At 56.4% G+C, this 21,379-nt stretch carries 20 protein-coding genes; 3 read left to right on the top strand and 17 right to left on the bottom strand.

The features are described 5' to 3' along the window. The 7 genes from FYK55_RS26840 to FYK55_RS26810 all read right to left on the bottom strand — a co-directional run. Positions 1-325 (bottom strand): hypothetical protein (locus FYK55_RS26840; RefSeq protein ID WP_150079723.1); only part of this gene is annotated, 325 nt, incomplete at its 3' end. A gap of 281 nt (positions 326-606) precedes the next feature. Further along, a complete protein-coding gene (locus tag FYK55_RS26835) occupies positions 607-891 on the bottom strand; it encodes a helix-turn-helix domain-containing protein (RefSeq protein ID WP_150079722.1) in 285 nt (94 codons plus the stop codon). Positions 892-975: 84 nt separating this feature from the next. Further along, positions 976-1,263: a hypothetical protein gene (locus tag FYK55_RS26830; RefSeq protein ID WP_150079721.1), complete on the bottom strand. Its 288-nt coding sequence runs from the start codon at positions 1,261-1,263 to the stop codon at positions 976-978. A gap of 87 nt (positions 1,264-1,350) precedes the next feature. Beyond that, positions 1,351-1,677: a hypothetical protein gene (locus tag FYK55_RS26825; RefSeq protein ID WP_150079720.1), complete on the bottom strand. Its 327-nt coding sequence runs from the start codon at positions 1,675-1,677 to the stop codon at positions 1,351-1,353. Between the two features lies 1 nt (position 1,678). Then, positions 1,679-2,050, bottom strand: a complete 372-nt coding sequence (locus FYK55_RS26820; protein WP_150079719.1) for a DUF2513 domain-containing protein — start codon at positions 2,048-2,050, stop codon at positions 1,679-1,681. Further along, positions 2,040-2,933 carry a tyrosine-type recombinase/integrase gene (locus tag FYK55_RS26815; RefSeq protein ID WP_161604780.1) on the bottom strand — a complete coding sequence of 298 codons (894 nt, stop codon included), beginning with the start codon at positions 2,931-2,933 and terminating at the stop codon, positions 2,040-2,042. Before FYK55_RS26815 ends, FYK55_RS26820 begins: the two co-directional genes overlap by 11 nt. 314 nt (positions 2,934-3,247) lie before the next feature. After that, positions 3,248-3,493: a hypothetical protein gene (locus FYK55_RS26810; protein ID WP_150079717.1), complete on the bottom strand. Its 246-nt coding sequence runs from the start codon at positions 3,491-3,493 to the stop codon at positions 3,248-3,250. 464 nt (positions 3,494-3,957) lie between these two features. Between FYK55_RS26810 and FYK55_RS26805 the strand changes: the two genes are divergently transcribed. Beyond that, complete coding sequence (locus FYK55_RS26805) at positions 3,958-4,389, top strand: hypothetical protein (protein WP_150079716.1); 432 nt, start codon at positions 3,958-3,960, stop codon at positions 4,387-4,389. Positions 4,390-4,415: 26 nt separating this feature from the next. On the opposite strand, the gene FYK55_RS26800 is transcribed toward FYK55_RS26805, so the two are convergent. The 3 genes from FYK55_RS26800 to FYK55_RS26790 form a co-directional block, all read right to left on the bottom strand. Then, a complete protein-coding gene (locus tag FYK55_RS26800) occupies positions 4,416-5,153 on the bottom strand; it encodes a DNA-methyltransferase (protein ID WP_150079715.1) in 738 nt (245 codons plus the stop codon). Between the two features lie 389 nt (positions 5,154-5,542). Next, a complete protein-coding gene (locus tag FYK55_RS26795) occupies positions 5,543-6,790 on the bottom strand; it encodes a tyrosine-type recombinase/integrase (protein WP_150079714.1) in 1,248 nt (415 codons plus the stop codon). Between the two features lie 508 nt (positions 6,791-7,298). After that, the gene (locus FYK55_RS26790) at positions 7,299-8,567 is read right to left on the bottom strand and encodes an outer membrane protein assembly factor BamB family protein (RefSeq protein WP_150079713.1); all 1,269 of its coding nucleotides are present in this window, start codon (positions 8,565-8,567) and stop codon (positions 7,299-7,301) included. A 197-nt stretch (positions 8,568-8,764) separates the two neighbouring features. Here FYK55_RS26790 and gltS point away from each other — a divergent pair, with 197 nt between their 5' ends. Further along, positions 8,765-9,985, top strand: a complete 1,221-nt coding sequence (gene gltS, locus FYK55_RS26785; RefSeq protein ID WP_150079712.1) for a sodium/glutamate symporter — start codon at positions 8,765-8,767, stop codon at positions 9,983-9,985. A 9-nt stretch (positions 9,986-9,994) separates the two neighbouring features. Here the strand turns inward: gltS and FYK55_RS26780 are convergent, their stop codons facing one another. Continuing rightward, positions 9,995-11,104: an amidohydrolase family protein gene (locus FYK55_RS26780; protein WP_150079711.1), complete on the bottom strand. Its 1,110-nt coding sequence runs from the start codon at positions 11,102-11,104 to the stop codon at positions 9,995-9,997. A 488-nt stretch (positions 11,105-11,592) separates the two neighbouring features. Between FYK55_RS26780 and FYK55_RS26775 the strand changes: the two genes are divergently transcribed. Beyond that, entirely contained in the window at positions 11,593-12,789 is a 1,197-nt protein-coding gene (locus FYK55_RS26775; protein ID WP_235909013.1) for a hypothetical protein, read from the top strand. Between the two features lie 91 nt (positions 12,790-12,880). On the opposite strand, the gene FYK55_RS29300 is transcribed toward FYK55_RS26775, so the two are convergent. From FYK55_RS29300 to FYK55_RS26750, 6 genes are all read right to left on the bottom strand, one after another. Next, a complete protein-coding gene (locus FYK55_RS29300) occupies positions 12,881-13,018 on the bottom strand; it encodes a hypothetical protein (protein WP_161604779.1) in 138 nt (45 codons plus the stop codon). Between the two features lie 39 nt (positions 13,019-13,057). Further along, complete coding sequence (locus FYK55_RS26770) at positions 13,058-15,187, bottom strand: transporter substrate-binding protein (protein ID WP_235909012.1); 2,130 nt, start codon at positions 15,185-15,187, stop codon at positions 13,058-13,060. A 300-nt stretch (positions 15,188-15,487) separates the two neighbouring features. Beyond that, positions 15,488-16,204 carry an LOG family protein gene (locus tag FYK55_RS26765; RefSeq protein WP_150079709.1) on the bottom strand — a complete coding sequence of 239 codons (717 nt, stop codon included), beginning with the start codon at positions 16,202-16,204 and terminating at the stop codon, positions 15,488-15,490. After that, complete coding sequence (locus FYK55_RS26760; protein ID WP_150079708.1) at positions 16,197-16,646, bottom strand: potassium channel family protein; 450 nt, start codon at positions 16,644-16,646, stop codon at positions 16,197-16,199. Before FYK55_RS26760 ends, FYK55_RS26765 begins: the two co-directional genes overlap by 8 nt. Before the next feature lie 341 nt (positions 16,647-16,987). Next, positions 16,988-20,047, bottom strand: coding sequence for an efflux RND transporter permease subunit (locus FYK55_RS26755; RefSeq protein WP_150079707.1), 3,060 nt, complete (start codon positions 20,045-20,047; stop codon positions 16,988-16,990). Between the two features lie 83 nt (positions 20,048-20,130). Further along, the gene (locus FYK55_RS26750) at positions 20,131-21,369 is read right to left on the bottom strand and encodes an efflux RND transporter periplasmic adaptor subunit (RefSeq protein WP_235909011.1); all 1,239 of its coding nucleotides are present in this window, start codon (positions 21,367-21,369) and stop codon (positions 20,131-20,133) included. Positions 21,370-21,379 lie beyond the last annotated feature (10 nt).

Raw genomic sequence — 21,379 nt, 5'->3', positions numbered from 1 at the left:
TACCCTCTGTTTCGCACCGAGCCTTCTCAAAGTCCGCTCGATTGCGTTTCTGAGCGTGGTCTATCATTCTCCAAAGACTGGCGCTTTCGTCTTTGGAAAGATGCTCGACAACCCAATTGCCGGCGAGCTGCTCAAGTTCGCATGATCGCTCCCAGGCGTCTTCCCGAGCCGCGTTAATCGCATCAACCAGTGCCTGCTCCTCGCTGCCGCTGACACCTTCATTGCCCAAAGCACGGGTTTTGGCGTGCGCGTCGACGAGCGACAGCTGTACTGCACATCGACTAGCCATGCGTATGAATTGGTCGATTTGGGCAATTTTATCCATACTCTACTCAACAGGTGCTAGCGGGCCGATCGCGCCGCGTTGGCGGAGTAGAACACCGACGCGACGGGACCGTGCGGCCGGAGCTACCGGCCTACCCTGATAATCGCGGATGTCAGACCGCGACGTTGGTGATGCGACGATTGACGGTCGACGCATTTCCGAATTCTCAATAATACCGCTATCGCGTCAACTTACGCCCCGGCCGAGCAAATGCGGTCCCAATTGTTTTCGCCGGCATGAGTCGCTACGGAGTTTGCACGCATTTTCAATGCTTCATGCCGTCATTGCCCTTTTGGGGGTTTTCGAGGCCTATCGTATCGGACTGTGACGTGTCCGCCGGCAGCATCGGCAAGCGCTGCGACCGCACCGAGGGACGGCTTGGCCGAGCCATTCAAGTAATTCGATACCGCACCCGCGGGCATGCCAGCGCGCGCTCCGACCTCCGCGTGAGTCATTCCGTCTAGATCCTTGCGGATCTCTGCGATCATCGCCGGTAGATCGATCCCGTACTGCGTCACATCAATTCGCCGCGCCGTGGGCGATTTCTTGCCTTTCTTCTTTGCCATCTGAAACCACGTCCATTGCGAGAGTTTCCCGGCGGCCTCCAGGTGAGGACCGCCGAGACCGTGTTGGTCCAGGCCGGCGGCGGCCTATGCTTCCGCGTTGATGCGTTCCACTGTGTCGACCGATGCGATACCGAACCACGCGGCCGGCTGTTCTGGGGACCAGACTTTGACCGATACTGGTCCGTCGAAATCTGCCTCAGTAAGCATCTCGTCTCGCGTTGTGCGGACCGTGATCGAAGAAAAACAAACTGCGCTGCGAATCTTTCCAGTGGGAACTCCGAAGTGTTCGACGCAACGGCCGTTCATCTTGTGGCCAGTCAATTCGATGCCATTGCGGTAGAAGTAAGCTCGCGGGCGGGGACGGTTGGACATGTTTTCGACTCCAAGGAATGACTCACTGACAACATAGCTATTATGTCGGCTGGTGAGCTCCGGGTCAACAGAAAAACTATGTGTTTCTCAAAATGGCCCAGATTCGTGGTCGTCGGATGGATCCGTTGTACCGATGGCATACGCCGCCCGCAGTTTGCCGGCCGCGGCGTCCAAATCCTCCTGTGATGGATCGACCAAGCACGCCGCCCAATGCGTGCCTCGTTTGCTTGCCGTTGCTATCACGTGCCCGAATTCACCGGCCAGGGCTTCCATCAGCGGCAATGCCATCGATTCGCGAGAATCAGCCAGCAACAGAACGCCGCTGGCCTCCAGTGGCACGACATACCAACCGATTGCATCTGGAATGCTGGCGAGGATGTCCAGGTAGTTCGATAATTCTTGGTTCGATTGCATTTCAGCCGAGGCCAACCATAGACGCGACTTGTGATGCGGCGAGCCGTGCAATGACCGAGAACGAAGCGGATTTGACCTGGTTGTCTTGGAGCACTTCGCGTACTCGCTTCCAGACGCCATCATTCGCGACGTTGTCCGCGAAGTCGTGGCCTTTCCACGTAAGACGCACCGGCAGATGGAGCGTTGCAAATCCACTCAAGTCAGCAGTCATTTCCGTATCCAAGAGGCCTCCGTCACGCATCATCCACAGATGTTCGGTGATGACGTCGGGCTCGACCTCGAGCAATTTCTGCAAATCCTTCGCGTACGGCCACTTCGGATGATTCCGGACTGACAATGCGATGTTTCGGACCAACTCCATGTCACGTTTCATTGCCAATCGTCTCTCTCTCGGTCATCCCGCGTTGATACTGCTCGTGTCGCGGCTCGACAGCCGGAATCCAATCGGCTTCCGCAAACTCTGCGATCGCCACAGGCTCGATCGGCGCAAGGTAGTACTTTTCCGTCGTGACGCGTGAGGCGTGACGCACGATCGCCTGGATTTGCTCGATCGACATTCCTCGCTGGCTCCAACGGGTGACGAAGCTCGACCTGAAATGCTTGGCCGTTGCGAATTTGGGAGTTTCGCCGGGCTCTGCAATCACTTTGGCTCGCTCGCCGATTTCACTGATGATGCTTGAAAGCCTCGATCCGGTAGTGATCGGCCCGTGTTCGCATGTCGGCTGAAAAAGCCATTCACGTTGTTCTACCAACGGAGCCAGCCAGCGAGCGAAGTCGAGCGTGATTCTCGCGATTTGATCCCGCCGGTTCTTCTGCGTGTTGACCCAGGCAAACATGGGCGCAGGACTGTTCAAGCCGATCGGCCGATGTTTGTCATGTCGAAAAGCGTGCATGTCCAGCGGCTCCATCAGCCGGCAGCCGCTCAACCAAAGGCAACGCAGATACTCTTGAATGCTGGCCGCATGTCGACGCCCCACGACTCTGACGGCCGCGGCCTCCATGCGTTCCAGCGATTCCTGTGTGATCGGAGCGAGACGCATGGCCGGAAGTTCATAGTCGATCGGATCGGGCATGCGTTTGGGCAATACCGGCATGAGCCCCTGACTCGCCGCCCATGAAAATGCGGCTCGTAGCGTCGCGATGTAGCTGGAAACTGATCCCGGGGAGAGCCGACGGTCCATCTCGGCCTCCACGTCCAACAAACGCCGCGGCGTCACATGACGAAGTTCCAGGACGCCGTGAACGCTTGAGTGCATCACGTCTTCAAAGATCGCGGCGGCATTGACAAACTTTCGCCGGTTTCCCTCTGATCGTTTGGATAGCCGTCTGTCCAAGTAGAGGGCACGGAACGATTCCCACGTCGTTTCATTTGGTTCGTCCCACTGCTTTGAGAGCGTTTGCGATTTCAGAATGGCGAGCTCTTTGGCACGGCCATCGTTCCGTTTTCCCCGAGTGTCGAGCCCCGTTCGCTCCGATCGTTTCTGACCCGTGCGCGGATCCCGCCATTTGAGGAAATAGCGATTGCGACTAGATCGCCAATACCATTGGACACTGACTGTCGGCTGGTCGCTCATTGGTTAGCCTCTCGCTCGACGCGCTGGCGTCGGGCAACCGCTTCCACGGCCAACCTGAAGTGCCGGCCGCTAACGAGCAACAGGCCGCTTCCGAGATCGGCATAGGAAACATCGATCAAATCCGCGTCGCGAATCGTATCCTTGACCCACCGTTCCGACCTTCCGAATCGATTGGCGAGCTCTTTTGTGGTGACCGTCTCGTCGTCGCGGACGTATCCAGCAGCGGCTTTGATTGCGGGCATGATTCACTCTCGCGGTTAATCCGGCGCATGGCCAAGCGTACCGACGCGCTTAAACAATCGGGCAATCACTCCCGACCGAATAGGGCATCACTCCCCGCACGACTGCGGATCGCTGCTTCGCGCACTATTCACGCATCGGCACGCTGGGACATTTCAAATTTGTCAAAGAGGTGATTGAATCGGCACTGTCACCGCTCGGGAGAAACATCCGATGCGGTCGAGTCGTACCCGGTGTCTAAGCCGGGACGCCTGCCGTGACAGATTCTCAAAGTGTGTCGCGTCTCGCGGCCGACGTCAATTCAGTTTCGTCTTGGGGTCGCCCTCCGAATGACGGCACATGGGATGGGGACGACGATTATCATCACCAAATGAGGCATCGCCCTTACCAATTTCGTCATTGTTCGACCAATTCGCTCCGCCGATCCAAAGGATCCCGAAGAGTGTCTCAGCACAAGCATCCGCCGGTGCCGCCTCCGCTGCCAAACCCGAAAGAAACTCCGCGCAGCCGGCCGCGAGTGCATCCGGCTGAAGGGCAGCGGCACCAGGCACTGCAGATTGAATCCCGCTCGTCACTGCCGGTGCATCGAAAATACCCCTACCTCGAGATCCTGCGATCCGTCTTTATGTCGCTTGCGGCGATCATTGCGAGCGTGGGCATGATTTGGCTGCTCATTTCGACGATTTCCGTCTTTCGGATGCTCACATCCATCGGCACAGGAGAGGTCAATTTCGGCCGTGTTTTCGTCGGGGCGATCTTCACACTGGTCCCCAGCTTTGCGTGCCTCAGCTACGGCTTGGTTCTGATGGCAATCTCGGAGGGGATAAGAGTGATTCTCGACATTCAGAGCAATACTCTGATCTCGGCACGGGCGCTCCGAGAGGCCGTTCGAAGGTAGCACGCAAACCGTGGGCCGGCGGGGGTTTAACGCCGGCACCTTGCAATCTCGTGATTGCCGATGTCGCGGAGCGCACCGACCAGCAGTCTACGGCGCACCTTTTCACAGGCATCGTTTGATTGGTCGATTGTTACGCACTCGCGGCCGAGTTCCTGTGCGACGACGGCAGTGGTACCGGACCCAGCGAATGGATCCAGGACGCGGGCCCCGGGGGCTGTGTACGCACCAATCAGCCGTGCCAAGTAAACCTCTGGCAGTTGGCCTCGAGACTTTTCCCAGCGTTCGTAGCTGTTGGCAATGATGCGTCCCCAGTGCGGTCCATCGCATTCACCGCCCCAGATTGTCCCGGGCAATCGTATCCGTCCGAGTTCCGTTTGCCGACAGACCGCGGCCGGATTCCATGTAGGAGAATCCCCGCGGGCAAAGATCAAGCAGTGCCGCCGGGCATCGGGCCAAGCTTTCCCGTCCCCCTGCTTTGGCTTGTAGGCCCAATTGATCCACCCAATTCGTCGCATCTTCAACCGACGCGCCGCGACGAGACAGGACTCTGCCAGATTATCGTCGCCGTGGGCCGCCAGAATGCCGCTACACGCGCGCCAGCAGAGTTTCATCCACTCTCGGGTGAACGAATCGTATTCGGCCGTCGGGACCGCGCCCTGGCCGTTGTCGAGCGCTGGAGGGTCGGCAAACACAAAGTCGAACCTGCCGACCGTCGGCACAATCTCGCGGCAATCTCCACAGATCACGTCAACTTGCTTGGTCATTTGGTATTTCTCGCTGATTGCAGCCACGGCGGTACAGTGCACGCATCGTCCTCGATCCGGCCAGCAATCTCGAATCGATCCGATCGGGCGGCTTGGCCGGCCTTTCCGTCGAGACGTGGGGGCCGCGGCAGCTGCCCCCGCGAGCGGCAAACGATTTCACCGGACCGGATCTGCCGAGCACACTCGCGGATTTGCTCAGGGGTCGGTAGGTGCGGGATTCGATCGGCTCCTCTTGCGGAAAATCGGACTGGAGGGAGGCCAACGAGCCGGCAGGCGTTGGCAAACTTCATTCCATGCTGACGCATCAATGCCAGCACTTCGCCAGACCGCTCTGGATCCGATTCGCATTCACAATGCGTCATTTGCCCTCGTATTGCTCAGCGTTCGAACTAATTGACCCTTACCCGCTTTACGTTTCCGAGCTTTATTTCAACGGATCTGTAGCAGTCTGGTACTCCTCTTCGCCACCAATCGAGCACGTGCTGACAGACGCGTTTGATTCGCGAGTTTGCGATCTGTCGGCGGTAGTTTCGCAATTGAGCTTTTTCTAGATGGCCCATTACGTGTTTGATCGCAACGTCATCGTCGTTCGATCCGCTGGCATTGCTTGAAACCGTCGCGAACGAGTGCCGAAGTGCGTAAAAGTGGATCCCTTTGAATTCTTTCCCTGTGAATCCGCAAGCACGCTTGAGCTCTCGGAACTCGTCACCAACCCCATCGTAGAAAGTTTCATCGTCCGTCCATGGTCCGCCGCTGGAGGTAAGAAACAACAACTCGCGGTACTCATCCCGCGGTTCCGGTCGAATCTCGATTGCAGCTGCGATCGCTGCCCGCGTCTCTGGCCAAAGCCAAGCCTTTCGCGGACGTCCATTCTTGCCGCGTGGTACTGAAAGCCACTCTCCCTCGATGTCCGAAAGTCGCAAGCGGCCGATGTCGCTATTACCGAACGCGGCATTGATTCCAAGGTAGATCATTGCCGCCATGGTCGGTTTAGAGCGTCTTACCAACTCGCGAATACGGTCTCGCGGCCAAACCTTGTCCGGCTTGCTTGTGCGTTCAATTTCGACTTCATTGTCAGTTGGAATTCGCCAGCGAGTTCCGTAGTTCGGTGTTTGGTCGATCACCTCGTTGATTCTTGCCCAGTTGAACATGCCGTTCACGTAGTTGATCCGATGCCTGATTGAATCGACGCCGAGCTTCGGAGAAATCAAATCGGCAATTGCGGCGAAGTCCAGAGCGCGAAGTGACGAGACTGCACGCCGACCCAAGCGGCAACCGTTTACTTCAGCGTCAGCGAACCAAAGAACGTGCCGTTTCTGTTCACGGAAAGTCCGTGGCGACAAAGTATCGACCGTATGTCCATCAGCGCGTCGCTTCACCCGTTTTTGTTGTGCATCAAGGTATTGGTCCACCATTTGGTCCACGGTGACCTCGTTGGGATCTTGATCGGAGACACCCAAGCGTTGACGAGCTTGCCAGTCTAAAAACGCCCTTTCCGCACCGTCCGGATCATCCCAAGGGCCAAAGGACTTGTGACGTCCCTCGACCTTCTTGCACCACTGCCCATTGCCGTTCGCGTAGAGCGGATAATCTGGTCGCGGTTTTCGGGGCTTTTTGCTACCCTTTCGAACGGTCATCGGCGCACCTATCGCGTCGGTGAATCGCTCGTATCATCCCACCACGGTGATGCGAGCATTCTCGGGCTACCACGGGTTACCAATTGGCCGGAAATGCGGCGGAAAGATCGACTTGCCCGTGATTTCTATTCCGCTTTTTACTGGCTTTTCCCGTCTGTCGCTAGGTTACTGAACCGTTTCGACTCCTGTCAGCCCTATTCCATATTTTGATGCGGTTGTTTGAGAGTCCGCGTCGGTTGGGGTGAACCCGTCTGGGGATCCCGGTGGTCCGGTGGCAATTAAGGGCCGGGCCGTTGGCCCTGGCTTCTCTTTTTGGCCGTTTTTCCCAGCCCTTCGGGCTGGGCTGGGTAAACATCGGGGCGTTGCCCCGAATCAGAGCACCAACCCAGGGACGAGCACCAACCCAGCGAGCACCATCCCGGGGACAGAGCATCATCCCGGGTCAGGGCCACCGGGCTAGCAACTTGATTGCTGATCGGATTGGCGTTGTTTGTAAGGGACGATGCACTCAGCGTTCCGCGCCTGCTTGGTCGCCGATGCAATACAGGCTGTCGCCGGTCCGGATGAAGAAATTGCCGCGGGAAACCGCGATCGAAGCCATTGTCTTCCCCTCCAGCTTGTTCGTGGTGATCTCCTTGTACTGTGGCCCAGGATCCAGCACGGTCGTGACGCCTTCTTCCGAAGTCAAATAGATTCGGCCATCGGCCAGCAACGGCGACGCCGAGTAGTTGCCGTCGAGTCGTTCCTGCCAGACGATTTCGCCCGTCTTCGCGTCGATGCAGTGCAAGATGTTGTCGCGAGTGATCGTGTAGAGAAACGGCTCGACGTACAGCGGTGACGGTAGCGCCGGGACACCCCGCTTCTGTTCCCAAACGATGTGCGATTCGGTCACATCCCCGTGACCGTCTGGTCGAATCGCTCGAATCGTCGGCTCTTCGAAACCGGAGGACGTGAAGATCAATCCTTCGCCCAGCACGGGAGAGGGTGTCACGCCTTCGCCCTGGCTGTAGATCGACCAGATTCGCTCGCCCGTTTTTGCGTCGTGCGCCTGGACCCGATCACCACCCGCACTCACCACGACCCCTTCATCTCCGATCAGAATTGGAGTCACGTGACCAACCCGAGAGAGTCCCCGCTTGCCCCGCCATTTCGTGTCGCCGGTCTCTTTGTCGACCGCTAGCAGCACGGCCTGGTCCCAAGGTTCCTTCCAGCCGACACGCTGCTCGTCGCGACTGCTGCCGTCAAAAGGCATGATGATCAGCCCTCCGGCAAGAATCGGTGATGCACCGAGCCCATGCAAGCTGTGGAAATCGACGTCTTTGTTCTTCCAGACGAGGTTTCCGTCGAGATCAACGGCGACAATCGTTCCGTCGTAAAACGCCGCGTAGACACGTTCACCGTCGGTCACCGGCGTCGGCGTGGCGTAAGAATTCTGAGCTCGCTTGGGACCGGGAACCTGCCGGTGGACTTCCGTGTTCCAAAGGATTTCACCGCTCACGCGATCGATTCCGATCACGCGACACGAAGCACCATCTTCCGTTGCCGTTGTTAAGAAAACATGGTCATCCCACACGATCGGCGACGACCAGCCCTGACCAGGAATCGTTGATTTCCAGGCAATATTGCTGTCTTTAGACCATTGAAGCGGTAAGTTGTTCTCGGTCGTTTTGCCCTGCCCATTAGGGCCGCGGAAGCGAGTCCAATTCTCACCGTGCAGCGGGCCGGACGGCACAAACAGACCCGCGACGACGATCAACGCACTGAATAGCGAACGCATAGGAAAACCCCGACCGGCTTGAAAAAAGGATTGTGCATCATAACGAGAGCCCGCAGTGACGGACGTAGGAAAACCCAGCGAAGTAAAAACCGCCTTGGGGGACCCGACGGTCTGCTTGAAGATTTTCAATGTGGACAACTGCTAATCGCTCGCGTCGGTCCAACGCCGCGAACGTCCCTCGACAAGATGAATTGAAAATGAATGAACTCAATGTCACTGGATCGGACATCATTATCGTGGCCATTTTGGTTCTCGTGGCCGGCAACGCGATCACGCAAAAAATTGAGTCTTTGCGTCGGTTCAGCATACCGATTGCTGTGACAGGAGGCCTGCTTTGCAGCGTGATGGTCGCGATCATCACAACCGTCAGTGGAGTGAAAATCGTATTCGACATGACCATCCGTGACACGCTCCTGATGGTGTTTTTCACAACCATTGGCACCTCTGCGAAGCTTTCACGTCTGGCGGCAGGCGGAAGGTCGCTGGGATTGCTCGTCGTTTGTGCGGCTGCTTTTCTCATTGTCCAGGACGTTACCGGGGTGCTCATCGCGAAAGGCATTGGTGTTCATCCAGGCTATGGACTATTTGCAGGGAGCGTGTCCTTGGCCGGAGGTCATGGAACGGCGATTGCTTGGGGAAAAGATGCGGAAGCGGCGGGCCTGAAAGATGCCGCGTTGGCTGGTATCGCATTCGCTACATTTGGATTGATTGCCGGTGGGATCCTGGGCGGGCCTGTCGCGGAATATTTGATCAACAAGCACAATCTTTCGCCAACGGACGCAGGAGACGAGTTGGTCAGCGAGACCGGTGCGTCCGAGATTGAACCCGAATACTCACTGCGACGCGCACTTGGCATCATGATGGTGATCGCGATATGTCTGTCGTTTGGTGAGGTCGTCAACCGTTGGCTGTTCTCCAACGACATCAAGCTGCCTGGATTTCTGACGGCAATGTTGATCGGTATCGTCATCACGAATGTGGCGGACAAGGTCCATCGCCCACTGCGGATCAGTGACTACGACAAGGTGGGGGAAATCGCCCTGCAATTGTTCTTGGCGATGAGTCTGATGAGCATGGACCTGTCAGCCCTGGCCGGTGCCTTCAGTACGATCTTCCTGGTGCTCTGCATTCAGATTGTTGTGATCACGCTGTTCGCGGTGGCGATTATCTTTCGCGTCATGGGGGCCGACTACGATGCGGCTGTGATTGTGGGTGGATTCTGCGGACTGGGGATGGGAGCTACTCCGGTTGCGATCGCCAATATGAACGCGATCACAGCCAAGCATGGCCCCTCGTTCAAGTCGTTCCTGGTGATCCCTCTCGTTGGCGCATTCTTCATTGACCTGATCAACGCGATGGTAATCAAGTTCTTTGTGGGCCTTCCGATGCTGCAAAATGCGCCGTTGCCGTCAGCCTAGCGGAAAAGCTTATTTAGAGATCACGTACGGATTCTTGTTCAAGTTTCCTGCCTCCCACTGCCGGACGCGACGACGTGCCTCATCGAAGATCCGTTCGTAGTTTCCCCTGAGAAGCATCTGTTTCGCTTCCGGGGTCAACTTAGCAAACAGCGGGGCGTAGAGTTTGTAAACCTGCAGGTAGTCGTCTCGCGTTTTCGGTGCGACGCAGTCCGTTCCAAATAGGAACCGTTCAGGAAAGCGGTTAATGATGGCGGCAGATTTCTCGATCGCCTCCGGCGACCCCACCAAGTACTTTGCGGCCTCGTCCCACGAAATATCAAAGTGCACGTTCTTCGATTCGGGGTCGCGAAATCCACGTTCCACCATCCCCAGTTGATCTTCAACTGGTCGAACCACGCGCCCCAAACCAAGATGCGCCCAAATGATGACTGTGTCGCGATGGCGACGAGCCAACTCCCGAAGTTTCGTGACAATGTATGGGTCTTGATTGGGTTTCGGAAAGGGTGTATCGACATCGCAATGAAGCACAACGGGAAGTCCAACTTCGGCCGCAAAATCGAGGATGCGATCCAGGGCTTTGTTCTCAACCGTGGCGACTTCACCGGCAATTTTTGACGAAACAAACTCCTTGTGAATCGAGAATTCTCCGATGCCGGAGAAGACTCCGGGAAACGTTGCCAGCACCCTGCGAATGTGATCCGCCGCGTACATATCCGTGGGGTTGAACCCGGTGATCATTGGATCGAATCGATCCCGTTCCTCCGGCGTCAATCGAAGATACGCGTGGGCGATAATCGCATCAGTGAACGAGTAGTAGTAAAGAGGCGCATCGGTCTGGGTGTAATAGGTCGGAGCAAAATCCCCTGTGCTGGCATGCATCCATTGTTGCTGCAATGGGATGCCGCAGACCATACTGCGGCCGACTTCGTCACCCATGATCTGAAGGAAATCTCGGATGTCAGGTCCCTCCTGGACGTAATTAGTCAAATGAAAGTGGGAGTCATGAAAGAGAATCGGGGACTCGTTGTCTGATGACTCCTGGGCGAAGACCGTCAGCGGCGACACGAGGACCAAAACGCCGAGTAATGGAATGAGATTCGTACAGATAAAATTCAACATGGGAGCCTTCCGGTTGGTCGGTCAACGTATTCCAGTTCGATGTCGGCGAAAGACGACTTAATGACTTCGAACTAAGCGCCGCGGACGAACGGAGTTCTTCCGGGCAGATGCCTGTATCAATCTAGCTAGATCGAATCTGCCGTCCAACATTTCACGGCAACTCAACAGTCGTATCGAGCGGCCCAACGACCGGTCCCTTTATCTCACCGTGAGTCGACGACCGTCGGGCTGAGTTCGCGGCTTTCAGCCCACGCTGCGATCGCCGCGCATGGCTGCCGGGGCACGATCACGGCAACCTCGATGCAATACCGGGCTGGGAATTGAGAGAACGAATCTCCCTTGATGGACGTAGAGTAGCCCCAATTGGCACACGGTAGCGTGCACTACGACTGTGGCGTGAGCGAATCCGCGCACCCGAACGGCAATTCAAGCTGTGCAATTAGCTTGCATCATCGACCGCTCCCGGCTGCCGTGATGTCTGGAAGGTTGTGGACGCAATTGCGTTACTTGTGGCACATCACTTGCGGATTCTAGCCGACGAGGCGATTGCCGTTTCGCATTCCCGTATGAGGAATCCGCAATTGCTCGGACACGTAATTGCCATGTCCTTTCGACCCCCCGTCCTTGTGTTCGCGCTTCTTGTGTTGTCTCTGGGTTCGGCGGAGGCACAGATGGAAAACACCGTCAGTGCTGACGCGGGGGCGGTCGACGCTTCGACGTCTTCCGTGATTCTTGAGGAACCCAAACCGGAGTTGGCGCGTCCCACGGCGTGGGGCGAACCAACGGAGGTGCAGATCGGCGTTTACGTGATCGACGTTGACGAGGTGAACTCGGCTGATCAGAGCTTTGCAGCGAGCGTTTATCTTGAGGCGCGATGGAATAATCCGGTTCTTGAGCACGAGGGACCGGGGCCGAAGCTTCGAAATCTGACGGAAGTTTGGAATCCTCGATTGACCATCATTGGGCAGCAGATGCTTTGGAGGTCGTACCCGGAGTCCGTAGAAATTCGGCCAGATGGAACCGTTGTCTACCGGCAGAAGATATGGGGCAGGTTCTCACAGCCCCTGACGCTTCAGGACTTCCCATTTGACGACCAAGAGCTAACACTTCATGTGGTTGCAGCCGGACTTTTGCAAGATGACGTAAAAATCGTTCCGCTGGTGACCGAAACGGGGACATCCTCGGGGATTGCCGAGCACTTTTCGCTGCCCGATTTCGATGTCGTTTCAACTGAATCGATGCCCAAGCCTTACTATCCCCGCGAAGGACATCCCGGAGTGGCGGGATACCTCCTGCGTATCACTATCGAGAGACAACCAACGTACTTCATCCTGAAAGTGATCATCCCACTTTGCTTGATTGTCATCATGTCGTGGCTGCCTCGCTGGATCGCGCTCGACGAGATCGGGACGAACATCGGTATCTCCACTTCGGCCTTCCTGACGTTGGTCGCGTACCTGTTTGCGATCACTGTCCTGCTCCCTCGCGTCTCTTATGTAACGCGGATGGATCGCTTTATCTTGCTTTCCACACTGATTGTTTTCGCCGGACTGATCCAGTCAACTTGGAACACCGTCATGATTCGGGAAGAGAAACGCGACCTGGCAGACACGGTCCGCCGGTGGTCGCGAGTTCTTTATCCCTTGTTACTGATCGGCGTGCTTGTTTATTCGTTTATGTTGTGAAAGGTTGTGGCGATCATGAACTTACCGCGCGGAATTGATTTCAACACATGAAGAAATGGCCGATTCATTCTGACTGGCGTTGGGGCGAGGATCAACGCTGTGCTATTCGCGTCGGCGTGGAATTCTCGGTCGGCTGATCTTCTTCGTTGCTGAGTGAATCCAGCAGCAGGACGGGACGATCGGATGCAGGCACGCACCGAACTTTGACCGATGTTCTTGCTTTGAACATGGCTGTTTTTCTTTTGGCTGTTACGGTCGCCTTCGCCGGCTAGTCTTTCATCCGCGACATCCACTGATTCCCCCAACCGATGTAAAGATCGTGGAGAAACGCTTTCCAATCTGCGGCGGATCGGCTGGCCGGATATGGTTCGGGCGCAATCGGTTCGGGTGCGCTCCAAACAATCTCGAATTGTCCATCGCTGCGAATCTGGCCAACTCGTGGGGTCTTGAAACAATGTTGGGTTTCCGGGTCGATACGGACGTTGCCTTCCGGAGCGGCGATTCGCTGCCCCAGCATTGCCCGACGAATCCTTTTGGGCTCGATACTCTGCGTTTCACGCACCGCCTGTGCCCACAGCAGGACTCCCACGTAGGCGTCCTGCATCGGGTCGGAAACCACACGATGTGGATGATTTGCCTTGAATCTCGCAAGGAAGGCCCGATTCGCGTCCGTATCCAATGACTGGAAATATGTTGAGGCAGCGAAATCCCCCACGACATCGCTGATACTCAGGCTTCGGAGTTCCTGCTCGCCAAGACTGAAAGACATGCAGGGGATATCTTTCCGATTGATGCCGGCGTTACGCATTTCGCGAAAAAATGCCAAGTTTGAATCGCCGTTCACGGTGTTCAGAATCATATCCGGTTTGGCCTCGAGAATCGCTTGAGCGACTGACTCGAAGTGTGTGCTGCCCAACGGAACATACATTTCTCCGACCACTCTCGCTTCCGTGCCTTGGAATTGGTCTTTGATGATTTCGTTGGCAGTGCGAGGAAAGACATAGTCGGATCCGACGAAGAAAAAACGCTTTTTCCCCAAATGCTCTTGGGCCCAGGCCACCGCCGGAATGATTTGCTGGTTCGGTGCGGCTCCCATGTAAACTATGTTTGGGGAGGTCTCCATCCCTTCGTACTGGACAGGGTAGACCAGCAAGTGATCGTGATTCTCGAAAATCGGCCTGACGGTTTTGCGAGACGCGGATGTCCAGCAGCCAAACACCGTACAGACCTGTTCGTCAGCAATCAGTCGTTCAGCTTCTCGAGCGTAGGTCTCGGTATTCGATCGACCGTCTGCCACAACTGCTTTCACGGGTCGGCCCAACAAACCTCCGGATTCGTTGATTTCCTCGATTGCCAACAGCGTTGCATCAATCACGCTCGTGCCGCTCGTCGACATGGTACCGCTGAGAGATTGCAGCACGCCGACCTTGATCGGTTCACCCTGCGGAGCGAGTGACGCTGCAAAATGGGGCAAGATCCTGGACAAAGCGAAAGCGGCTGCCGCTATCAAGACGAGGCCGACTGCCCCGCCGAGCATCCAGTGACGCCGATGTCGCGGTTTGGTCGGGACGATTGCTTGGAGTGCTGTTCCGGTCTGGCTGGGAAGCTCAATTCGGGCTTCACCTGACAACGCAGCAGCCACCGCCTCGAGATCCCGCAGCATCGCCTCCGCGGACTGATATCGATCGTCCGGGTCCTTCGCCATGGCACGGGAAACAATCGACGAACAGGCTGTCGGGATCGATGGGTCAAAATCGCGTGGATCGGGAATGTTTTTGTTGCAGTGCGCATACAGGACTTGGACAACACTGTCGGAGTCATCGTAGGGCTGTCGTCCGGTCAACAGGCAAAAGTAAGTTGCACCAAGCGAATAAATGTCCGAACGCGTGTCGACGGCTTGGCCCTGACACTGCTCGGGACTCATGAAGTAGGGAGTGCCAATCACTGTTCCGGTCTGAGTCAGCTGCATTGCGGAGCTGGCGGACGATAGTTTGGCTAATCCGAAATCGGTCAACTTGACTGCGCGGTCAGCAGCACGCAAAAGATTTGCCGGTTTGATATCGCGGTGCACCAATCCTTCGGCATGAGCGGCCGCAATGCCCCGGCAGGCATCCATCAATACCCGCGTCGCTTCAAGCGGAGTGCAAGCACCATGTGCCTGGATTTCCTCAGAAACACTGCCTCCCGTCAGCAGTTCCATGACCAAATAGTGGCACTCACCTTCTTGCCCAATCTCATGAATCGATGCGACGTGGGCATTGTTAAGTTTTCCAGCCGCCTTTGCCTCTGACTGAAAGCGACTGAGCGCCGTCGAAGTGGCAGCCGTGTGTTCGGGCAGGATCTTGATTGCCACGTCTCGTTCTAGCGTCGGATCGTAGGCTCGTAACACAACCCCCATGCCCCCCTGTCCGAGCACCCCGGTTATTTGATACTTCCCCAGAGAGTTCCCGATCCAGTTCTGCGCGTGATGAGTCCCCTGTGATATCGATGCCGTATCGCCAGGAGTAGCATCAATGCTCCTCGTTTCATTGAGTTGCGAGTGTTCAGACACCTCACCTTTGTGAAGATTGTCGGTTGTCTGATCTCTTTCCGACGACATGGCAATCTGTGTTAGCTGGCAATCAACAGGTGTGGAACAGTTCTGGCACTCGTCTTGCAGTATTTTGGACAACCGCCCTGAGCGGCCGCTGCACGTCTTCTAGGCATCTGCCTGAGGTTGAATCCGAAGCAGCGATTCACGGTGCTCTTTGATGATGGCTAGTGCTTCATCGGCGTTTGCGACACACATTGGGATCTGCATATCCTGAGCATTGGCGAGGGGCGGTTCGGTGGACAGCATCGAGATCTTTGCCCATTCGAGTAACCCTGGCCACATCTTGCCGACCAGTATCAGCGGTGTATCGCTGAGGTGGTGAACCTGCAGCAATTGCCACACCATCAGAGTCTCCAGCACGGTGCCAATACCACCGGGGGCAACCACAAACGCATCCGACGTGAGTACGAACTGATGCAGCCGCGTAAAAAACGTCCGGTGTTCATACGTTTGGCTGACGAATGAGTTAACTTCTTGTTCGAATGGCAGGTCGACGCGGATACCGATCGACTTTGACCGTTCGGGAGCGCTTGACGCACCTTCGTTGGCAGCCTGCATCAATCCCGGTCCACCACCGGTAATGATATCACAGCCCATCTCAGCCAGCGCAGCGGCACAACGTTTCGTTTCTTCGTAGCCGAAACTGCCGGGTTCCACGCGGGCCGAGCCGAAAATCGTCACCCGGTATCGGTCTCGCTTGGACGGTCGCAGACGCGTCAGGCTGTTAACAACATCCCACAGCCCCAGCACGGCGTCGGAAAGCACCTCTTTGACCCTGTCCTCGTCTGCCAGGCTGACGGTCGAATCTTCAGCATTACTCATGGTTCGTTCCCTGCGGTAGCGTTTGAGTGTTTTCGCGGAGTGTGTTATGCAACAAGGTGACGATAACGGCCGTCGACCATCCGAGCATCAGTACACCGACGACGGATTCGATTGGTCCAAGCATTCGCCAAGGTTGCGGAAGCAGAATGTCGCCGTAGCCGACCGTTGAATAACTCGTTAACGAAAAATAGAGCGCCGTGGAGAATTCAGGTAGCGCGTCCAGCCAGCAATAAGCGGCCGCCCAGATCGCAGCCTCGCACAGGTGTCCAATCAGCAACACTGACACGACGAACGCCTGGGTTCCAACGATCCGAAGCCAACGCCATGTAAACTTCGCAGGGTGCAACACAACGGCGTGCGTCATCGCCGCGTAAGTGCCGACACAGTGCGTCGCGACGGTCAGTGCGGTCAACAGCACCGCGAAAATCAGGAACTTGATCATTGAGTCATTTTGAACGGCGGCGTTGAATTCACCAATGATAATTTGACGTCTCCGCCGATCGGTTTTCGGTTGTTTCAATTTGCAGCGTTTGACTCCGGCTTGGCTTCTGTCACTCGGTGATGCACTCAGACGTTTTCACGCTCGCTCGAAGCCCCGGCGCTCCAGAGATGGGCTAACGTCACCAACCCGGCACGCAATATTGACAGCACATTGTCGTTTGCCGCATTGGAGTACAGGTTCACCCTGCTTTGCCGATGGCCAACGGTTTTCAGCGGTACCGTCTCAGCTTCGCTAAAGGACCAGCACAGAAGAAGGTCGGGTCGTCGCAAATCAATTCGTTGTTACTCCGCAGGGATACGGTAGAGCAGCGCGTACATCGTCGGCACCATCACCATCGTCAGCAGCGCCCCGACGATCAGGCCGAAAAAAATTGTCACTGCCAAGGCCACCCAGAAAACGTCCTGTAGCATTGGCAGCACGCCTAACACCGTTGTCCCTGCCGCATTGACCACGGGACTCAAACGCGAAACAGCTGCTTCAACGACTGCGTTGTAAGGCGTCATGCCTCGTCCGAGATTCGCGTTCACTTCATCCAGCAACACCACGACGTTTTTGATCATCATGCCCGATAGGCTCATGGCGCCAAGCAGAGCAATGAAGCCGAAAGGAGTCTGGGTCAACAGCATTCCGCTGGTGATCCCGATCATGACAAAGGGAATGACACCGATGCAGATCAGCATCGGCCGAAAGCTGTTGAAAAGCGCGACCAGTATGAACAGCATGACGACGACGGCGGGGACGATCCCGGGCACCAACGCTTCCTGGGACTGTTTCGCACTCCAGTATTCGCCGTCCCAGTCTAGCCGGTAACCGGGTGGAAGTTCGAGTGCGTTAAACTGTTCCAATACTGCATTGCGGAGCGTCGGAGCGGTCACGTTGTTAGGTGAACATTGCACGGTGATCGCCCGACGACGGTCCCACCGCCAAATGATGGGGTTCTCCCAAGGAACCTCAATTCCATCGATGACCTGCGAAACGGGGACCGAATGGGTCGCGAGCTTCGGCGTGACCAGCAATTCGTCCAAGGACGTCGCCGCTTGCTGTCGTTCGGACTCCACGTTGCGTGCCACGATCGGAATCAAATCGTCATCCTGCCGGTATTGGCCGACCACAACGCCATCGGAGGAACGCTTCATGACGCGGGCCAAGTCGTCACGTGAGACGCCGGCCCAGCGGGCACGTTCCTGGTTGTACCGCGGTGAAAGTGCCTGGACGCGGTCACGCCAATTGACACGGACCTCCTTTGCCAACGGTGTGTCTCGGAGGATGTTGGCGCCTTTTTCAGCTAACTGCCGCAACGTATCTGGATCGGCATTGGCGGGGCCACTGAAGCGGGCTTCGATCTTCCAGTCGTCGAACGCGCCGACAGCATATTTGCGCACGCGCACCATCGCTTCTGGTACGTTCTCCTTGACCCAGGCATCGGTGTCAGCGACAAGTTGGTTGACTCCGTCAAGCGACTTGGTGTTGACGATAATTTGGGCGTACGAGGTGTTTGGGTCTTCCGCACTGACGGGTAGGTAGAAGCGGGGTGGCCCCTTTCCAACGAACGCGCTGACCGACGACGTTGCTTCGTGCCCCGCAACAAACTGTTCGATCCGCTTCAAATCTGCGTCCGTTTGCTGAATCCGTGTTCCTTCGGGAGCCCAATAGTCGATCATCACCTGCAGACGACTGGAGTCCGGGAAATACAGCTGCGGTACCCAACGAAAGCCGATCATGGCGATGGCCAGAAATCCGACCATACTACCTAGGAATAACAGTCGATATCGAATCGTCCATCCGAGCAGATTGCGGAAAGACCGATAGAGCTTGCCCTGGTAAGGATCGGTCGCAGCTTGACCCGCTTTCGGTTCAGGTAGCATCGCGATACACAGCAGTGGCGCAATGGTTTGGCAAAAGACCCAGCTCAACAGCAGCGAGATGGCCACAACGGTAAACAAACTCCCCGCATACTCTCCCGTATCGTAAGTCGAAGCGAAGATCGGAAAGAACGCCATGAAGGCGACGACGGTTGCGCCCAGCAGTGGAACTGCTGGTCCGCCAGCTGCCTCGATCGCAGCCTGTTTGCGATCCATGCCCTGAGCGATGCGGACCATGATTCCGTCGGTGACCACAATTGCGTTGTCGACCATCATGCCCATCGCGATGATCAACGCACCGAGCGAGATTCGGTGCAGATCGATTCCCCAGATTGCCATCACGATGAAGGTGCCCAGGATCGGAAACACCAAGCCGCTGATGCCGATGATGATGCCTGGCCGAATCCCCATCGTCACCGCTAGCAGAGCCAGAACGATTGCAACGGCTTCGATCAGACTGATCATGAAGGCCCGAATTGATTCGCTGACTTGATCAGATTGCCAAGAAATACGCTCAACATTGATTCCGACAGGTAGTTCGGCCAACAATTCATTGATCCGATGATCAATCCGCGAGCCGACCTGAACGACGTTCTCTCCCCCTGCCGGCGCAATTGCCAGGGCGATCGCTTGCCGCCCGTTGTGCCGCAACAAATGGTTGGGCGGGTCAACGTAGCCGACATTCACGGTCGCCAAATCGCGAATGCGGATAATCTCATTTTGGCCATCCACGATGCTCGTAACGGCTAAATCACCGATCTCGTCCGGTGTAAGAAACGCACCGGTCGGCGACACTCGCATCCGCTGCGTCTGGTAATCGACGTGCCCGGCGTCAACGACCATGTTTTGCGACTGCAACGTCTGAATGAATTGAGCCGGTGTGAGATTGAGTTCGGCCAATCGTGCTGAGGACACGTCCAAATAAATTCGTTTTTCCTGAACGCCCCACAGGTCGACACGGGCCACGCCCTTGACGACACTCAACTCCTTCCGCATCTCCTTGACGTAATTCTCTAATTCTGCGTAGCTGAATCCGTCGCTGCTGACAGCCAGCAAGAAACCGAAGACGTACCCGAAGTCATCACCGATCTTCGGCTTGCCAGCGCCAGGCGGGAGTGACGGTTCAACGTCGGCCACTTTCTTTCGCAGAACGTCCCAAACCTGCGGCAATCGCTCGGACCAATAGTTGCTCTTGATATCTACCTTGATGATGGACAGGCCAGGTCGCGAATTGGAGTAGACGTTCTTCAGTTCCGTCATCTCTTGCAATTTCGTTTCCAGCCGGTCAGTAACCTCGAGTTCCACCTGTTCGGCGCTGGCCCCGGGGTAAGTGGTCGTGATGGCCGCGGTTTTGACGGAAAACTCAGGATCTTCTAACTGCCCGAGTTGGAAGTAACAGAAGACGCCCCCAACAACGATCAGCGCGATGCCGAAATAGGTAATCGCGCGTTTCTCGATGGATATCTCAGCCAGATTCATGAATGCATCATCGAGTAATCGAGTATTGGTTAAGAAGTTGATCGAAAGAGTCTTTCACACGCGTTCACAAACCGCTGACAGGTTCATAGCAGTTTGACCACTTGACCCTCACGCAGAGAATTCACACCCGAGGTCACAACCCGCTCACCGACCTCCAGTCCTTGATCAATCTTGAGTCCGACGGGTGTCAGTTCGCCGGTCTCCACGGGTCGCCGCGAAACTTTGCCGGTGCCGTCGTCGAAGACCCAAACAAAGGTCTGGCTGTCGTCTTCGGGTGCTGTAAAGACCGCGCTAGGAGGAACGATCAATTCCCCGGTTTCCGATTCTCCATCGTCTTCGACGCGGTTCCGGATCGTGGCAGCCATGCCTGGCAAGATCCTGGCGTCTTCGGGTTGGCTGATCTCAACCGTCACGGGATAGGTTCGCGTGGTCGGCGACGCTTCCCTGCCTATCCTGATGACCTTGCCGACAAAGTCGCGATCAGCAAACGCATCGAAACGGCAAACCACCGACTTGACCTGAGGAACAAGGCCGATCAGGGATTCCGGAACCTGGACCGTCACTTCGATCTCCGAGATGTCGACCAATCGTGCGATCGGTTGCTTGGCTTGCACTCGCTGGAAGTTATCGACGTAGCGAGCAGAAATCTCACCGTCAAAGGGTGCTTTCAGTGTCGCGTCATCGAGTTGGTTCTTCGCGGCTTCGACCGAGGCCTCCAGTGCACGTATTTCCGCTCGTTTGGCATCCAGGTCTTCCTGGCGGGCCCCTTTCATTCCAATGTTCAGCGCCTCCTTCGCGTCCTCCACTTCGGCAGCGGTTCGCTTTTTGCGTGCCAACGAGAGGTCAAAATCCGATTGCGACACGCCGCCGACTTTGATCAGTCTCTCACTTCGCTCATGTTCCGCAACGGCTTGTTCGTAAGACGCTTCGGCCTGGGTGACATCCAGCTTCAACTGCGAAATCTCTTCCGGACGAGCACCGCTCTCCAAAGCCAGAAGATTTGCTTTCGCGCGATCCAAGTTTGCTTGGTTGCTGGCAAGAGCCGTTTCAAAATCCCGGGGATCGATCGCGGCAATCACATCACCTTTTTTGACAACCGATCCCACGTCCACTGGCAGCGAGACAAGCGGACCGGCGACTTGAAAGGAAAGCTCTACCTCATTCTTTGCCGATGCACGTCCCGGGAACTGACGCCCGCTGATCGCCGACAGGTCTCCGACTTTGACGGTGCGAACGGGACGAATGGGGGCAGGCTCCGCCTGCGGTTCGGCACACCCGAACACAATCGCGGTAGCAGCCGCGAGGAATATCGTCGCGGTCATGGTTGATTTC

This window comes from Roseiconus nitratireducens, assembly GCF_008629675.1.
Taxonomy (GTDB): Bacteria; Planctomycetota; Planctomycetia; order Pirellulales; family Pirellulaceae; genus Stieleria; species Stieleria nitratireducens.
This window is presented reverse-complemented; position numbering and strand designations above follow the sequence as displayed.

What these genes read in the sequence shown, in the direction of transcription:
- FYK55_RS26835 (WP_150079722.1), bottom strand. Translation starts at nt 891, where the DNA reads ATGGCAAAGAAGAAAGGCAAGAAATCGCCCACGGCGCGGCGAATTGAT.
- FYK55_RS26830 (WP_150079721.1), bottom strand. Translation starts at nt 1,263, where the DNA reads ATGTCCAACCGTCCCCGCCCGCGAGCTTACTTCTACCGCAATGGCATC.
- FYK55_RS26825 (WP_150079720.1), bottom strand. Translation starts at nt 1,677, where the DNA reads ATGCAATCGAACCAAGAATTATCGAACTACCTGGACATCCTCGCCAGC.
- FYK55_RS26820 (WP_150079719.1), bottom strand. Translation starts at nt 2,050, where the DNA reads ATGAAACGTGACATGGAGTTGGTCCGAAACATCGCATTGTCAGTCCGG.
- FYK55_RS26815 (WP_161604780.1), bottom strand. Translation starts at nt 2,933, where the DNA reads ATGCACTCAAGCGTTCACGGCGTCCTGGAACTTCGTCATGTGACGCCG.
- FYK55_RS26810 (WP_150079717.1), bottom strand. Translation starts at nt 3,493, where the DNA reads ATGCCCGCAATCAAAGCCGCTGCTGGATACGTCCGCGACGACGAGACG.
- FYK55_RS26800 (WP_150079715.1), bottom strand. Translation starts at nt 5,153, where the DNA reads ATGACCAAGCAAGTTGACGTGATCTGTGGAGATTGCCGCGAGATTGTG.
- FYK55_RS26795 (WP_150079714.1), bottom strand. Translation starts at nt 6,790, where the DNA reads ATGACCGTTCGAAAGGGTAGCAAAAAGCCCCGAAAACCGCGACCAGAT.
- FYK55_RS26790 (WP_150079713.1), bottom strand. Translation starts at nt 8,567, where the DNA reads ATGCGTTCGCTATTCAGTGCGTTGATCGTCGTCGCGGGTCTGTTTGTG.
- gltS (WP_150079712.1), top strand. Translation starts at nt 8,765, where the DNA reads ATGAATGAACTCAATGTCACTGGATCGGACATCATTATCGTGGCCATT.
- FYK55_RS26780 (WP_150079711.1), bottom strand. Translation starts at nt 11,104, where the DNA reads ATGTTGAATTTTATCTGTACGAATCTCATTCCATTACTCGGCGTTTTG.
- FYK55_RS29300 (WP_161604779.1), bottom strand. Translation starts at nt 13,018, where the DNA reads ATGTTCAAAGCAAGAACATCGGTCAAAGTTCGGTGCGTGCCTGCATCC.
- FYK55_RS26770 (WP_235909012.1), bottom strand. Translation starts at nt 15,187, where the DNA reads ATGGGGGTTGTGTTACGAGCCTACGATCCGACGCTAGAACGAGACGTG.
- FYK55_RS26765 (WP_150079709.1), bottom strand. Translation starts at nt 16,204, where the DNA reads ATGAGTAATGCTGAAGATTCGACCGTCAGCCTGGCAGACGAGGACAGG.
- FYK55_RS26760 (WP_150079708.1), bottom strand. Translation starts at nt 16,646, where the DNA reads ATGATCAAGTTCCTGATTTTCGCGGTGCTGTTGACCGCACTGACCGTC.
- FYK55_RS26755 (WP_150079707.1), bottom strand. Translation starts at nt 20,047, where the DNA reads ATGAATCTGGCTGAGATATCCATCGAGAAACGCGCGATTACCTATTTC.
- FYK55_RS26750 (WP_235909011.1), bottom strand. Translation starts at nt 21,369, where the DNA reads ATGACCGCGACGATATTCCTCGCGGCTGCTACCGCGATTGTGTTCGGG.